Source organism: Pseudomonas sp. KH_046_1 (assembly GCF_057839025.1).
Window position 1 is genome coordinate 4,629,067 of sequence record NZ_CM174481.1, and the last position, 14,628, is coordinate 4,643,694.

Here is a 14,628-nt window from a genome sequence, read left to right on the forward strand (position 1 = left end):
AAGTAATGGGTAGTATGTACGCCGGCTATTTCCTCAATCGGAGGAGATAGCTACTTAATAGAAAGTCCTTGAAGGGGAACACGATGAACAACGTTCTGAAATTCTCTGCTCTGGCTCTGGCCGCAGTTCTGGCTACCGGTTGCAGCAGCGCATCGAAAGAAACCGAAGCACGTCTGACCGCTACTGAAGACGCAGCTGCTCGCTCCCAGGCTCGTGCAGACGAAGCTTACCGTAAAGCTGATGAAGCTCTGGCTGCTGCTCAAAAAGCACAACAGACTGCTGACGAAGCTAACGAGCGTGCTCTGCGCATGCTGGACAAAGCTAGCCGCAAGTAATAATCCTTCGGGATTGTTATCAAGCCGACCCATTTTTTGGGTCGGCTTTTTTATTGCCCGGCGTTTCTCCAGGATCGAGTAGGAGGCGGGGTTGCCCCCGCCGTCCTCTCACACCACCGTACGTACGGTTCCGTATACGGCGGTTCCTGCCTACTGACAAACAACGTCAGCGAGCTTGGTTCCGTTGATGTGTCGCCTGCGGTATCTAAGCGCCCAGACCGGCCCTCGGAGCTTCCGGCTCCTACCTCCTAATGGTCTTGACCTCCGCTACGCGGAGTTTCTGCTTTACGCTCCAACAGAGATCACACCCGACTATCCACTCATGGCAGGTTCAGCCCTTCATTACTCCGGTTTCGAGCAACTACTACGGCCTCTGCTGACTTCTGTCGCCCATCCCGTCATCTCGCGACGCCGGTAGCACATGGCAGGCTAAACAGATCTCCCAGGGTAATTCGCGCGACCTTCCTGCTTATGCCTGTCGGATCTACGTCACAGCGTTCCGTGCAAGTATTGGGCTTTGAAGATATTGGCCTTCTTACCCCGCTGCGCCGCCTCTATCCGCTTCCTGTTCGTCAGGCCAGCATTTTGCCTCGGGCTTCCTTCAGATTCGCAGTCGCCCGCGACACCCTTGCCTCTGGCTAACACTTCCCCTTGCCGGGTGTGTAGAGGACTTACACCTCCAAGTCACCAGCGAGGCCACCACAGCCAAGCTGGTTGCGCTTCGCGCAACGCGCCATGCCTGGCGCACCAATAAAAAACCCGTCGACGCGGTCCGCGCCGACGGGTTCTTTGCCAGCGTTACTGCATCGGGTCGATCGGCGTGCTCGACACCATCGGTACGACGCCGTTGCCCGGCACAGCGATCTCTACCGGCAGGCCGTCTTCAGCGGCGACCACATCACGCACCACATCCCAGTTCATGCGCAGGTTGTTGGTGATGTCTTCACGCTTGAGCATCGCATTGATGACTGCGGTGTGCTTGTCGACCACCGACGGATTGCCCTTGTCGTCCAGCGGCGTATGCGCCTCCAGATAGACCTTGCCGCCACTCAAACCAAACTTGTACGGGTCGTTGATGATCCGCACGGACGTACCGACCGGCACCATGCCCGCCATTTCCAGCACGTTGTTGTTGAACATGCGGAAGCAACCGTGACTGGTGCGCATGCCGATACCGAACTTCTTGTTCGAACCGTGGATCAGGTAGCCCGGTGTGCCCAGGGTGAACTTGAACGGCCCCAGCGGGTTGTCAGGGCCGGCCGGCACGACGTTGGGTAGCGGATCACCGTCGGCTGCGTGCTCGGCCTTGATCGAAGCTGGAGGCGTCCAGGTCGGATTAGGTGTCTTGGCGGTAATGTTGGTGTGGGCAATCGGCGAGCCCCAGCCTTCACGACCGATACCCAGCGGGAACGTGTACACCACGTTCTTGCCTTTCGGGTAGTAGTAGAGGCGGTACTCGGCCAGGTTGATCACAATGCCTTCACGCGGGCCTGGCGGCAGGATGAAGCGGGTCGGCAGAATGATTTCCGTGCCAGCGCCTGGCAACCAGGCATCGACTCCCGGGTTGGCCGCGAGCATTTCCGTGTAGCCCAGATCGTAGGCGGTACCAAGGTCGGCGAAGGTGTCTTCGTACTTGGCCTTGATCACCTGCACCTGGCCGATGATGTCCTCACCGGGCGGTGGCAGGGGAAACTCCAATGCTGCGACTGGACCGGCCATAAAGAGGGCGGCAAGAGTCAGGCAGCGGGTGACGGCAGGAAAGCGCGGCAACATCCGGAAAATCCTTCGCATGATCAACAGAGATATAAGAGCGCGATTGTACACCGCTGTCCGTTATTTCGGGGAGATGGCCCGATTGCAGGCAGTGCTAGGCGATTTTGAGATTGTCCTCGATCCCGTGTGGGGGCGAGCTTGCTTGTGATGGCTGTGTGGCGGGCGGCGTGGATTTTTGAGGGTGCACATATCCGTTTCTGCGGTAACGGCTGCTTTTGGTTCCGCCCTTACGGCGGGTTACTTGGAAGAGCCCCAAGTAACCAAGGGCTCTTGCCCCTGACGTTCGGTGCCTCGCCTAGGCTCGGCATGCCCTCGCTCCGGTCCTGCTCCGTGGGCCCGCCGCCATCGGCCATCCATGGCCGGCGGCGGCTAACCCGGCATCCATGCCGGGTTGCCCACTACGCAGAACCTCCACTCGGCCTCTCGAGGGGGCGTGTACCGCAAAAGCAAAAGCGAGGCGGCCTACCGGCCGGCCTGATCGCGGGGTTCGTTCGCCTGTGATGCTCTTGGTTGGCCGGTAGGCCGCCATCGCGAGCAGGCTCGCTCCTACAGTTGGGCTGGGTACATTCGAAAGAAATTGGTCGGCTGTCAGGCCGCCTTCGCGGGCAAGTCGGATCGCCGCACCGCCGCCCCAAAGAAGAGTAAAGGCAGAGCGGCGTACACCCACGCTCCTCACCACTCATCAGGCCGAGCGTTAGCTCGCCTGCAGCTCTTGATCTTGATTCACCCGCCCCCTCGGCAGGCTGAGTGGAGGTGTTCATCCGGGGGGTAGGCGCGCAGCGCCGTTCGGCGCAGCCGAACACATCGAGAGGAGGTCGCGCGAAGCCGACCGGAGGCGATGCCCCCCGGATGAATGCCGGAGCGAAGGAACCCCGAGCCCAGGCGAGGGGCCGTACGTTTGGGGCGAGCGTTTTTTTGCTTACTTTTTTTAGGCGCTTGTAAAAAAAGTGAGTCGCCGTAAGGGCGAAACCATAAGCCGCCGTTACCCGAACAACGGATATGTACGCAATCAACAAATAACAGGGCTAGCACGCAACTACGGATCAAAGCTCGAACCGCAACTCCGGCCAGATCGGCGACGTACCACGCTTCTGCGACTCAAGAATGGCCCGGCACAACGAACACAGTCGCTGGTCCTGAAACACCCGGCGATCAACACTCGACCAGCGAGGCGAAGCCGGCAACAGACTGCCACACAAGGTCCGGTCCGCCGAGCCACCCAACTCCAGCTGACGGGTCACCAGATGCACCCGCACTTCCTGGCAGGCGAACAGATCCAGCTGCTCGTCAGGCTCGATCAGTTGATAGGCAAATAGTGACCAGGCGGGACGCGGCATCGGGGGCTCCAAATCGGGGGCGCCACCTTAGCCGAAAGCCTGCGTCTAGAAAAGTGTCATAACAGCGGTTTTAGAGTAGGCCAGACATTTTCCAGCAACTTGTCCTGGGCCCCGGCCGCCGGGTGTATGCCGTCAGCCTGCATCAAGTCCGGATGGCCGCCCACGCCGTCGAGGAAAAACGGCACCAACGGGATCTTTTTCTCATCGGCCAGGTTGCTATAGACCTCGGCGAACGCCTTGGTGTAACGCGCACCATAATTGGGTGGCAATTGCATGCCGAGCAGCAACACCTTGGCCCCGCTGGCCCGGGAGCTGTCGATCATCGAAGCAAGATTTTGTTGCAATTGAGTTGGCAGCATCCCGCGCAGGCCGTCATTGCCGCCCAACTCGAGGATCACCAGTTCCGGTTTATGCTCTGCAAGCAGCGCGGGCAGGCGCGCCTGGCCTCCGGCACTGGTATCGCCACTGATGGACGCATTGATCACTTTATCGTCGAAACCTTCGCGCCTGAGCCGTTGCTCAAGCAGCGACACCCAGCCCAGCCGGGTATCCAGCCCGAAACCGGCGCTGATACTATCGCCAACGATCAGGACTGTACCCGCCGCTGCGTTTTGGGCCATGCACATCAAGGCCAGGCCAGCACTCAAAAACCAGACACGCATCGGACTCTCCATGGGCGCAAGCATTCTCATCGCGAAGGACCTTAGCAAAGTGGTTCCCAGCGCGGAAGGTGAACTGACCATCCTGCACCAACTCAGCCTGGAACTGAACAAGGGCGATAGCCTGGCCATCGTCGGCGCTTCCGGTTCCGGCAAGTCCACCCTGCTGGGCCTGCTCGCCGGCCTCGACCTGCCGAGCAGCGGCGAAGTCACTCTCGCCGGGCAAGGCCTGAGCAATCTCGATGAAGACCAGCGTGCGCGCATCCGCGCCGAGCACGTGGGTTTTGTCTTTCAATCGTTTCAGCTGCTCGACAGTCTCAATGCCCTGGAAAACGTCATGCTGCCACTGGAACTCGATGGCCGCAAAGACGCCCGCGAACGCGCCACCCAATTGCTGCAACGGGTGGGACTGGGCCAACGCCTGACGCACTCGCCGCGCCAGCTCTCCGGAGGCGAGCAGCAACGCGTGGCGATTGCCCGCGCGTTTGCCGCCGAGCCCGATGTGCTGTTCGCCGACGAACCGACCGGCAACCTCGACAGCCACACCGGCGAGCGCATCAGCGACTTGCTGTTCGAGCTCAACCAGGAGCGAGGCACGACCCTGGTGCTGGTGACTCACGATGAACGCCTGGCCCATCGCTGCCGGCGCCTGATCCGTCTTGAAGCCGGCCTGCTGGTCGCCCCTCTGGAGCCTTGATGGCACGTCTGCCGCTGTTGCGCCTGTTCAGCCTCGCCATCCGCCAATTACTGCGCGATGCTCGCGCCGGTGAATTGCGCGTGTTGTTTTTCGCCTTGCTGGTGGCCGTGGCCGCCAGCACCGCCATCGGTTACTTTGGCGCACGCCTGAACGGCGCCATGATGCTGCGCGCTACCGAATTCCTCGGTGCCGACTTGCTGCTCGAAGGCAGTTCACCTGCGCGCTCCGAACAGATAAGAAACGGCACCGAACTGGGTCTGGAACACGCTCAAGTGGTGGAGTTCTCCAGCGTCATCGCCACCGACAACGGCATCCAGTTGTCCAGTATCAAGGCGGCCGACGGCACCTACCCGCTACGCGGCGAATTGAAAAGCGCGCCCTCACCCTATGCCACGGAAATAGTCGGTGGCGGACCGCAACCCGGTGAAGCCTGGGTCGAGGCACGCCTGTTGACCGCCCTGGACCTGAAGATCGGCGACAGCATCGATGTCGGCATGAAAACCCTGAAACTGGCGCGGGTGTTGACTTACGAGCCCGACCGCGCCGGCAATTTCTACAGCCTGACGCCGCGAGTGCTGATCAACCTCGACGACCTTGCGGCCACTGGCGTGGTGCAGCCCGGCAGCCGGGTCAGCTATCGCGAATTATGGCGAGGCAATGCTCAGGCACTCGAAACGTATCGGCAACAGATCAAACCGGGTCTTGCCGCCAACCAGCGCTTGCAAGACGCCCGCGACGGCAATCGGCAGATCGGCGGCGCCCTGGGCAAAGCCGAACGCTACCTGAACATGGCCAGCCTGGTGGCGGTATTGCTGTCCGGCGTGGCGGTGGCGCTGTCGGCAACCCGCTTCGCCACCCGCCGATTCGATGCCAGTGCCTTGCTGCGCTGCCTCGGGCTGTCGCGCCGGGAAACCATGGTGTTGTTCAGCCTGCAACTGACCGTGCTCGGACTGCTGGCCAGTATCAGCGGCGCCCTCCTTGGCTGGCTCGCACAGCTGGGGTTGTTTGCCCTGCTGCATGACTTGTTGCCGACCGACGTGCCTCCGGGCGGGCTGTTTCCAGCCATTGCCGGGATCGGCACCGGACTGGTGGCGCTGGCCGGTTTCGCCTTGCCGCCACTGGCGGCTCTGGGCCGGGTTCCGCCATTGCGTGTGCTGCGACGGGACATGCTGCCGATCCCTTCCAGCACCTGGATGGTCTACGGCGCAGCGCTGGGCGCCCTCGCCCTGATCATGTGGCGCCTGAGCCTGGACCTGGTGCTGACCTTTGCCCTGCTCGGCGGCGGCGTGATTGCAGCGCTGGTGCTGGGCGGCTTGTTGTTACTGCTGTTGAAGAGTCTGCGGCGCATGCTGGCTCGTGCGTCCTTGCCCTGGCGCCTGGGACTGGGCCAACTGCTGCGTCATCCGCTCGCTGCCGCGGGCCAGTCCCTGGCGTTCGGCCTGATTCTGCTGTCGATGACGCTGATTGCGCTGCTGCGCGGCGAGTTGCTGGACACCTGGCAGAACCAGCTGCCGAAAAACGCTCCAAACTACTTCGCGCTGAACATCCTGCCAGCGGACAAACAGGCCTTCACCGATCACCTGATTGCCGTGTCGGCGCAATCGGCTCCGCTGTACCCGGTGGTGCCGGGGCGCTTGATCAGCATCAACGGCGAACCGGTGCAGCAAATCGTCACCAAGGAATCGGCCGGCGACCGGGCGATCCAGCGCGACCTGAGCCTGACCTGGGCCGCGGACCTGCCGTCGGGCAACAAACTCACGGCCGGCAATTGGTGGAACGAACAGACGCCGGACGATGTTCCCGGCGTATCGGTAGAAGGCAAGGTCGCCGAAAGCCTGAAAATCAAGCTCGACGACCATCTGGTTTTCAGTGTTGGCGGGGTCAATCGCGAAGCGAAAGTCACCAGCCTGCGGGAGATCAACTGGGACAACTTCCAGCCGAACTTCTTCATGATCTTCCAGCCCGGCACCCTCAAGGATCTGCCGGCGACCTACCTGACCAGTTTCTATCTGGCATCGGGTCATGACCAACAGATTGTCGACCTGTCCCGCGCCTTCCCGGCGGTGACGATCCTGCAGGTCGAAGCCTTGCTGGAGCAATTGCGCAGCATCCTCGCCCAGGTGACCCTGGCGGTGGAGTACGTGTTGTTGTTCGTGTTGGCGGCGGGGATGGCGGTGCTGTTCTCCGGCCTGCAAGCGACGCTGGATGAACGCATTCGCCAGGGCGCGCTGTTGCGAGCACTGGGGGCAGAGCGACAATTGCTGGTCAAGGCTCGACGTATCGAGTTCGGTTTGCTGGGCGCAGTCAGTGGCTTGCTGGCGGCGCTGGGTTCGGAAGTGGTGAGTTGGGTGCTCTACCGCTACGCCTTTGACCTGCCGTGGCATCCGCATCCATGGCTGTTGGTGCTGCCACTGGTGGGCGCCGTGCTCATTGGTGGTGCCGGCGTGTTCGGCACCCGTCGGGCATTGAACGCCAGCCCGCTGACAGTCCTGCGCGAGGGTTGATAGACTCCAGCCATCCTCACCACAAGAAGCTGTCATGAGCCGTTACCGCCCTCCCCGCACCGCTGGCACCGCGCTGATCACCCCCGAGGGTGAAGCGCGGATGCGCGCCGAGTTCCATGAGTTGTGGCATGTACGTCGGCCCCAGGTTACCCAGGCTGTCAGCGAAGCCGCGGCCCAGGGTGATCGCTCGGAGAACGCTGAATACACCTATGGCAAAAAGATGCTGCGAGAGATCGACAGCCGCGTGCGTTTTCTCACCAAACGCCTGGAAGCGCTCAAAGTTGTCAGCGAAAAACCCAGCGATCCGAACAAGGTCTATTTCGGCGCCTGGGTCACGATCGAGGACGAGGATGGCAAAGAGTCGCGCTACCGCATTGTCGGGCCCGATGAACTGGACCTCAAACAGGGTCTGATCAGCATTGACTCGCCGTTGGCCCGCGCCCTGATCGGCAAGGCACTGGACGCCGAAGTCCGGGTCCAGACACCCACCGGTGAGCAGTGTGTCTACATCGTTGCGATCGACTACCCGTGAGCTTTAACGCCGGGTAATCAGCCCTTGCCGGGCAACGCGGGTCAGTTGCCGGATCACTTCAGGCGCATCTTCTAGGCTGGGGGATTGAATCACCGCCAAATCAAAACTGTCGTCGGCGAAACGAGCGAGCGACTCACCGTCTTCGACAAACTGGATCAGGAAGGCAGCGGGACCGCCGGTACGACGAGGCCAGCCATCGAGATAACGCAAGAGCGTCGGCTGATGTTTGCCGCCAAGCAGGATTTTTGGATTGCGCTGGGTCAGGTGTGCCGTGATCGGCGCGGGACGTACAACGGGGTTTAGTGCATTCATTGTGTCGTGTCTCTGCCTCAAAAGTCTGCATGGCAGGTGAGAGGCAACACCGAACCAGCGCTTTAGCGGTATTTCGAAGCCTGTTCTGGCTTCTATCGGCAACTGGATGAGTCACCTGGCGCCCCGCAAGTAGCTGTTTAAATCGGCGCATGAGCAACATCCTAGAGAAGCTGACTGGACAGTGTCAAGAATGACGCTCAACAAAAAAGGCCCGCACAATGCGGGCCTTTTCGTTGAGCCAGAGCGGTCAGCCGGCGATGACACGGTCCGCCGAGAGTTTGCCCGCACCTTCGATCAATACCGCGATACTGCCACCAAGCAAGGCCAGGGCGAATTCATAACCGTTGTTGGCCATGAACAGTCCGTTGCTGATGTGCACCGAGAAAATTGCGACCAGCGACAGGAAGATCAGGCCCAGTGCGGCCGGGCGAACCAGCAAGCCGATGATCAGGGCCAGGCCGGCGAAGAATTCGGTGCCGCCCGCCAGTGCCGCCATCAGGTAACCCGGCGTCAGTCCGAGGCTTTCCATGTACTGCGCGGTTCCAGCCAGACCATAGCCGCCGAATGCCCCGAAGAGTTTCTGCGAGCCGTGAGCGGCGAAAACAATGCCGACCACGATGCGCAGAACGGTCAGGCCGTAGCCAGCGCGGGTAGACAGTACCTTGTTGATCAGAGTGCTCATGCTGTTTCATTCCTTGTCAGTGTGTGTTGGTTGGTCGCCATATTAATCAGTAAATCGCATGGTAAAAGCGCAAAAAACCCACCATTACAATCAGATTAGTCGATCATTTGCGCGAGACAACCTTTTGTCCCTGGGGCTCCAACGACTCCCGCTCCCGGTCGAACGCCAAGTAGTACTTGTTCACGCTATTAACATAGCTGACCGGCCCCATACCCACTTGCTCCATGGCAATGCGTTCGACCTGGAAGAACCACTGGTTGGGATTCAAACCTCGCCGCCGGGCTTCGGCGCGCATGCCTTGCACCCGCTCCGGCCCGATGTTGTAGGCCGCCAGCACGAAGGCCATGCGTTCGCGCTCGTTGAGTTTCGGGCTGGCAAAGAATTTGCGCCGGATCATCGCCAGGTACTTGGCCCCGGCCTGAACATTGCCATCAAGGTCCTGAATATTGTTGACCCCCACCCGCTGCGCCGCAGAAGGGGTGATCTGCATCAGACCGGTCGGACCACCGCCACTGCGGGCGGCAGGTTGCAGGGCTGACTCCTTGAAGGCCAGCGCCGCCAGGTTCAGCCAGTCCATGCCTTGGGCATCGGCGTGTTTCTGCAGCACCGGGCGAAGTTTCTCCAGACGCTGCCGGTCCGCCTTGGCCAGTGGATAGTGCACTTGATAGAGACGACGATAGATCCGCAGGAACGCGGCATCCTGATCCGATGGTTTTTTGTAGACAGTGAGGAAGCGATCAATGCTGGCCCGCAGCATCGAGGCATCACGGCGCACGAACCAGAACTCTTCTCCCGGCTCGCTGATGAGTACCTGCTTGTCGAAACGCAACTTGGGCAGGATCTTGCCCCAGCGCTCGGCGATCGGCTGCTCGACGATGGTCAGGTGGAAGATCCCGCCCTGGACCATTTCCAGCACGTCCTCGACGGCAAGGCTCGGATCGACCCATTCGATTGTGACCGGTGGCAGTTTGTGCAAGGCGAGCTTTTGATTGATCTGGCTGACGGCATCTCCGGCGGCGCTGCCGGCAGGTAACGCCAGGGTCTTGCCGGAAAGCTGTTCAAGTTTGGTGTAGCGGCGTTCGCCCTTGATGCCCACCAGGACCAACGGGATGTTGCTGGCAATCGGCTCACTGGTGCTGACGGCAAAACCCGGTTGCAGATCGAGCAACTCGCCTGGCGCCACCAGATCGCCCTCGCCGCGCTGCAATGCGCCGAGCAGTTGATCCTTGGCCTTGGGGATGATCTTGAGGGTGATTTCCTGACCGTCACGGGCGTGGCCGTTGAGGTATTGCTCGAACGCTCTCAGGCGATGGTATTCGACCCCGATCGCCTGCCCCTGGACTTCGCCGGAACTGTTGCGGCTCTGGTTGACCAACACCCGCAGCACACGACTGCTGCGAATTTCGGCAAGGTCACGCACCTTGCTGACCGGTACGGCTTGCAGCGGCCCGGGCAGACGCGCGACCGCCGACATCGGCAATAGCAGCGAACAACACAGCAGTAGCAAAACCGAGGGACGAATCATCCACTCTCCGGAAAGAATATGAGGCCCGCTTCAATGACGAAAACCATCAAGCGCGGCGACAAAAACAGAGCGCCCAAGGCGCTGGCAAAGTGCGAAAGACTGGCACAATGATGGCAAAACTACCAACCCGGCCTGGTCCGCGGCTCAAGAGACAGCGTTAACCCGTTGTAGTTCTTGGTTTTTCTTATAAATCCACGGCTCTGATATGCTTTCCGGCCTTTGGGCCGAGGTAGCACCATGCAACTCATCGATATCGGCGTCAACCTGACCAACGCCAGTTTTGCCGACAAACACCAGGCCGTACTCGACCGCGCCTACGCTGCTGGTGTGTGCCAACTGGTGCTGACCGGCACCAGTGTCGAGGGCAGTGAACAGGCCCTTGAGCTGTGCCAGCAACTGGACGAAAGCGCCCAGCGCCTGTTCGCCACCGCCGGTATTCACCCTCACTGCGCCAGCGACTGGAACGCCGACAGCGCCCGCCGTTTGCGCAGCTTGCTCAACGAGCCGAATGTGGTGGCCGTGGGTGAATGCGGGCTGGACTTCAACCGTGATTTCTCGCCGCGCCCGCAGCAGGAAAAGGTCCTCGAAGAACATCTGGCCATGGCCGTCGAATTGCAGCTGCCGGTTTTTCTGCACGAACGCGACGCCAGCCAGCGTTTGCTGGAAATCCTGCGCGACTTCCGCGACCGACTACCGGCCGCCGTGGTGCACTGCTTCACCGGCGAACAGAAGGCACTGTTCAGCTACCTCGACCTGGACTTGCACATCGGCATTACCGGCTGGATCTGCGACGAGCGCCGGGGCACGCATTTGCATCCGCTGGTCAAGGAGATCAAGCGCGGACGCCTGATGCTCGAAAGCGATGCGCCGTACCTGCTGCCGCGCAGCCTGCGCCCCAAGCCGAAAAACGGGCGCAACGAGCCGGCGTACCTGACCGAAGTACTGCGCGAAGTGGCACTGCATCGCGGGGAAAGCCAGGAAGATCTGGCAGCGCACACCACCGCGTGCGCACGGGCGTTCTACGGCTTGCCATCAATCCCCCAGTAACCACAAATCCCCTGTGGGAGCGAGCCTGCTCGCGAAGGCGTCGTGTCTGCCAGCATCAAGTTGAATGACAGACCGCTATCGCGAGCAGGCTCGCTCCCACACTGGAATGCTGAGGGGCCGTTGATCTGCATCAAAAATCAGCCACCTGAGTAGCGGCACAATGATGGCACCTTGCCAAAACTGTTTCCGCTATCAGAGAAGACCTCCATGGGTGCCTGGCTTAGCAATATCTCGCTGAAATACAAATTCTGGGCGGTCAACGCCGTCGCTTTCGTCACCACCCTGTTGCTGGTGCTGTACGCAGTGCAGCTCGAACAGCAGGCCCGCAGTCACGCCGCCCAGGCTTCGGCCCAGGCCCAGGCGCGATTGCTCAAAGCCTGGCCCGCAGGGCAACCGCTGCCCCACGCCGACAACCTGCTGACGTTCAATCGCGGACAGACGCCGTCGATGAATGAACAACCCATTGCGCCACTCATCAATGCAAACGGCTGGGTCGAGATCAACGCGATGCCGCTGTTCGGTGACAATCCGTTGACGGGTGCCGAAGTGTTCTCGCGTGCCGATGGCCAGCAGGTCGCCGTGATTGCCCACGGCCCAAGCCTGAGCCAGGTGTTCAACGAGCGTTTAGCCAGCTACGCGTCGGCCGTGTTCATCCTGATGCTGGCAATGCTCGGTGCATCGCAGTTATTGATCCGCTTCCTGCTCAGCCAGCTCAACACCTTGAAAGACGTCATGTTGCACGTGGAGAAAACCGGCGATCTGTCGGCCCGCGTGCCGTTGGCTTGCAGCGACGAAGTCGGGCAAATGGCCAACGCCTTCAACGCCATGCAGGCCGGTTATCAACGGGTGGTCAACACCGTTGCCAGCACCGCCCGGCAGCTGGACGTCGGCGCCGCGCGGCTGGCGGCCAGCATGAATGAAGTGCGCCACGGCATGCTCGGTCAGCAAAGCGAAACCGATCAGGCCGCCACGGCGATCAATGAAATGACCGCCACGGTCTATCACATCGCCCAACACGCGGGTGCCACCCGTGACCTTTCGCAATCGGCCAATACCCTGGCCGGCAGCGGGCAGGAGGTCGTGACACGGGTGCAGCGGTCGATTGCCGGACTGTCCACCGGCGTCCAGCAGACCGCCGAGATGATTCAACGCCTGGCCAAGGACAGCCAGAAGATCAACGGCGTGGTCAACGTGATTCACAGCATCGCCGAGCAGACCAACCTGTTGGCGCTGAACGCCGCGATCGAAGCGGCCCGGGCCGGCGAGATGGGTCGCGGCTTCGCGGTGGTTGCCGATGAAGTACGCAGCCTCGCCAAACGCGTGCAGGCCTCCACGGATGAAATCACCCTCATGGTCTCGGCGTTGCAGGCCGGCACGCGGGACGCCGTGGATTTCATGCAAGAGAGCTCGTTCAAGGCCGATGATTGCGTACAACAGGCGCAAGAGGCCGGCGCGGCATTAGCCGAGATCACCGGCGCGGTGGCGCAAATGCGTGAGAGCAATACACAGATCGCGGTGGCGGCCGAGCAGCAGAGCCAGGTGGCGGAAGAGATGAACCGGGCGGTGGTGAGCATCCGTGACGTGACCGAGAACACGGTGCAGCAGACGGTGACATCGGCGACCACCAGCAATGAACTGGCGGCATTGGCCGGGGAGTTGAGCAAGGCTATCGGTCAACTGAAACTTTGAGGGCCCTTTCGCGAGCAGGCTCGCTCCCACAAGGGATCTATGTATGTCCAGAGTCTGATGGTCACCAAAGATCAATGTGGGAGCGAGCCTGCTCGCGATAGTCAGTACCGGCAACATCAATCCAGACCATGACACCTATCAAGCCAATAGCCAGCCTTGATTCGCCGCCAGCATTGACCGGGCCTATTCTTCCTACATGTGTTCAACATGGATCGAGGATCAGCATCATGGGCAAACGTCACCCCAACCTTCCCGCCTGGCAATGGCGAGCGTACCCGAACAATCACCAGCACCCGACCAATCTGGTGCTGCACCTGATCGCGGTGCCGCTGTTCATCGTGGCGTTTCTGCTGATTGTGACCGGGGTGTTCAGCCTGAGCCTGGCAAACATCGCCATCGGCGTGATCGGTGTGATTGCGGCGCTGGCCTTGCAACGCCACGGCCACAGCCTGGAGAACCAAGCCTCCGAACCCTTCAGCGATCGCAAGGATGCGGTATCGCGCCTGTTGGTCGAGCAGTTCCTGACGTTTCCGCGGTTCTTCCTCAGCGGCGGCTGGTGGCGCGCCTGGCGTGAGCGCCACCGCCGTCACTGATCAGGCAAACACGGTCACCGTCTGCCGGCTCATGGCGATCAACCGGCCATCCGCGCTCCACATTTTTGCGGCGGCATGCCCGTAGCCGTCGGCGGCGTATTCGGTTTCGACGAGGTACTTGCACCAGTCCAGGGTGCTCAGTTCCAGCAGCGGCTGCACGAATTCGATGGTCCAGGTCAGCGTGCTACCCATCGCCGGCTTCTTCAAGAACGGCATCAGGGCCGGCGGCCAGGCGTCCACCAGCGCCAGGATATGCGCCTCGCCGATAGCCTCTTCCTTTACGTCGCCGCGCAAGCGTACCCAGCCGCCCATATACCGGGATGTACTACCGCTGAACGGCAGCCCGCCGATACTCCAGCGCATCGCCAGATGGCGCATGAACTCGGGGATGACACCTTCGACGAAAGGTAATTCCTGGCACTCGTCCCAGTGCTTCATTTCCGGTGCCGGTTCAGCGGCCACCGCCACTTCCGAGGGGCGCGAGGCACCAAAGCTGCCCTGGATCAACGTCACAACCTGGCCCTTCTGCATCACCCGGCCCAGCACTTGGCTGACAGCCTTGCCTTCACGCAGTACGTCTACTTCAAAACTGACCGGTACCTCGGGCTCAACCGGGCCGACGAAGGTGATTGCCAACGAACGCACCGGACGATCCGCCGGAACCCGGGCACGCATGGCTTCGTACTGCAAAGCGACCACCAGGCCACCGAAACTGGCTCGCCCCTGGGCCCATGAGGCCGGAATAGACAGCTCCAGCGGCTGGCTGCGGACAGCGTCGAGCAGTTCGGAAAAACGCATGAAAACCTCAGGGATCGGAAAAAGATGAAGGGATCTTAACCATCTGGCGTGGTTGATACATCGCCCATTCCGGCCAAATTGACTGACAGATGAGCCCAACAAGGCTCGTGTCGAACACATAATCCTGTAGGAGCGAGCCTGCTCA

At 61.0% G+C, this 14,628-nt stretch carries 14 protein-coding genes; 7 read left to right on the top strand and 7 right to left on the bottom strand.

Features of this window, described 5'->3' with window-relative positions:
• The first annotated feature begins 83 nt into the window (after nt 1-83).
• Nucleotides 84-335: an outer membrane lipoprotei OprI gene (oprI, locus tag AC3IT9_RS21160; RefSeq protein WP_003199355.1), complete on the top strand. Its 252-nt coding sequence runs from the start codon at nt 84-86 to the stop codon at nt 333-335.
• 798 nt (nt 336-1,133) lie between these two features.
• Here the strand turns inward: oprI and AC3IT9_RS21165 are convergent.
• From AC3IT9_RS21165 to AC3IT9_RS21175, 3 genes are all read right to left on the bottom strand, one after another.
• Nucleotides 1,134-2,108, bottom strand: a complete 975-nt coding sequence (locus tag AC3IT9_RS21165; protein ID WP_150759493.1) for a L,D-transpeptidase family protein — start codon at nt 2,106-2,108, stop codon at nt 1,134-1,136.
• 1,043 nt (nt 2,109-3,151) lie between these two features.
• Nucleotides 3,152-3,445, bottom strand: coding sequence for a hypothetical protein (locus AC3IT9_RS21170; protein WP_007991769.1), 294 nt, complete (start codon nt 3,443-3,445; stop codon nt 3,152-3,154).
• 56 nt (nt 3,446-3,501) lie between these two features.
• Entirely contained in the window at nt 3,502-4,107 is a 606-nt protein-coding gene (locus tag AC3IT9_RS21175; protein ID WP_008049055.1) for an arylesterase, read from the bottom strand.
• Between the two features lie 10 nt (nt 4,108-4,117).
• Here AC3IT9_RS21175 and AC3IT9_RS21180 point away from each other — a divergent pair, with 10 nt between their 5' ends.
• Genes AC3IT9_RS21180 through greB form a run of 3 tightly spaced genes read left to right on the top strand, consistent with a single transcriptional unit; the run spans nt 4,118 to nt 7,837 of the window.
• On the top strand, nt 4,118-4,801 hold the full coding sequence (locus AC3IT9_RS21180; RefSeq protein ID WP_046043370.1) for an ABC transporter ATP-binding protein: 684 nt from the start codon (nt 4,118-4,120) through the stop codon (nt 4,799-4,801).
• The gene (locus AC3IT9_RS21185) at nt 4,801-7,305 is read left to right on the top strand and encodes an ABC transporter permease (protein WP_489270944.1); all 2,505 of its coding nucleotides are present in this window, start codon (nt 4,801-4,803) and stop codon (nt 7,303-7,305) included. Before AC3IT9_RS21180 ends, AC3IT9_RS21185 begins: the two co-directional genes overlap by 1 nt.
• 34 nt (nt 7,306-7,339) lie before the next feature.
• A complete protein-coding gene (greB, locus tag AC3IT9_RS21190) occupies nt 7,340-7,837 on the top strand; it encodes a transcription elongation factor GreB (RefSeq protein ID WP_007973570.1) in 498 nt (165 codons plus the stop codon).
• 3 nt (nt 7,838-7,840) lie between these two features.
• Here greB and AC3IT9_RS21195 read toward each other — a convergent pair whose 3' ends face one another.
• From AC3IT9_RS21195 to AC3IT9_RS21205, 3 genes are all read right to left on the bottom strand, one after another.
• Nucleotides 7,841-8,149 (bottom strand): hypothetical protein, encoded by a 309-nt coding sequence (locus AC3IT9_RS21195; protein WP_008001428.1) that lies wholly within the window; start codon nt 8,147-8,149, stop codon nt 7,841-7,843.
• A 247-nt stretch (nt 8,150-8,396) separates the two neighbouring features.
• Nucleotides 8,397-8,831 carry a DoxX family protein gene (locus AC3IT9_RS21200; protein WP_150726277.1) on the bottom strand — a complete coding sequence of 145 codons (435 nt, stop codon included), beginning with the start codon at nt 8,829-8,831 and terminating at the stop codon, nt 8,397-8,399.
• A 103-nt stretch (nt 8,832-8,934) separates the two neighbouring features.
• Nucleotides 8,935-10,356, bottom strand: a complete 1,422-nt coding sequence (locus AC3IT9_RS21205; RefSeq protein WP_489270946.1) for an MltF family protein — start codon at nt 10,354-10,356, stop codon at nt 8,935-8,937.
• Between the two features lie 237 nt (nt 10,357-10,593).
• On the opposite strand from AC3IT9_RS21205, the gene AC3IT9_RS21210 reads away from it, so the two are divergent.
• From AC3IT9_RS21210 to AC3IT9_RS21220, 3 genes are all read left to right on the top strand, one after another.
• The gene (locus AC3IT9_RS21210; protein WP_151214628.1) at nt 10,594-11,403 is read left to right on the top strand and encodes a TatD family hydrolase; all 810 of its coding nucleotides are present in this window, start codon (nt 10,594-10,596) and stop codon (nt 11,401-11,403) included.
• A 207-nt stretch (nt 11,404-11,610) separates the two neighbouring features.
• Nucleotides 11,611-13,092 (top strand): methyl-accepting chemotaxis protein, encoded by a 1,482-nt coding sequence (locus AC3IT9_RS21215; RefSeq protein WP_489270947.1) that lies wholly within the window; start codon nt 11,611-11,613, stop codon nt 13,090-13,092.
• Between the two features lie 227 nt (nt 13,093-13,319).
• Nucleotides 13,320-13,685 carry an Mpo1-like protein gene (locus tag AC3IT9_RS21220; protein ID WP_489270949.1) on the top strand — a complete coding sequence of 122 codons (366 nt, stop codon included), beginning with the start codon at nt 13,320-13,322 and terminating at the stop codon, nt 13,683-13,685.
• Here AC3IT9_RS21220 and AC3IT9_RS21225 read toward each other — a convergent pair whose 3' ends face one another.
• Entirely contained in the window at nt 13,686-14,483 is a 798-nt protein-coding gene (locus tag AC3IT9_RS21225) for an acyl-CoA thioesterase (protein ID WP_489270950.1), read from the bottom strand.
• Between the last annotated feature and the right edge of the window lie 145 nt (nt 14,484-14,628).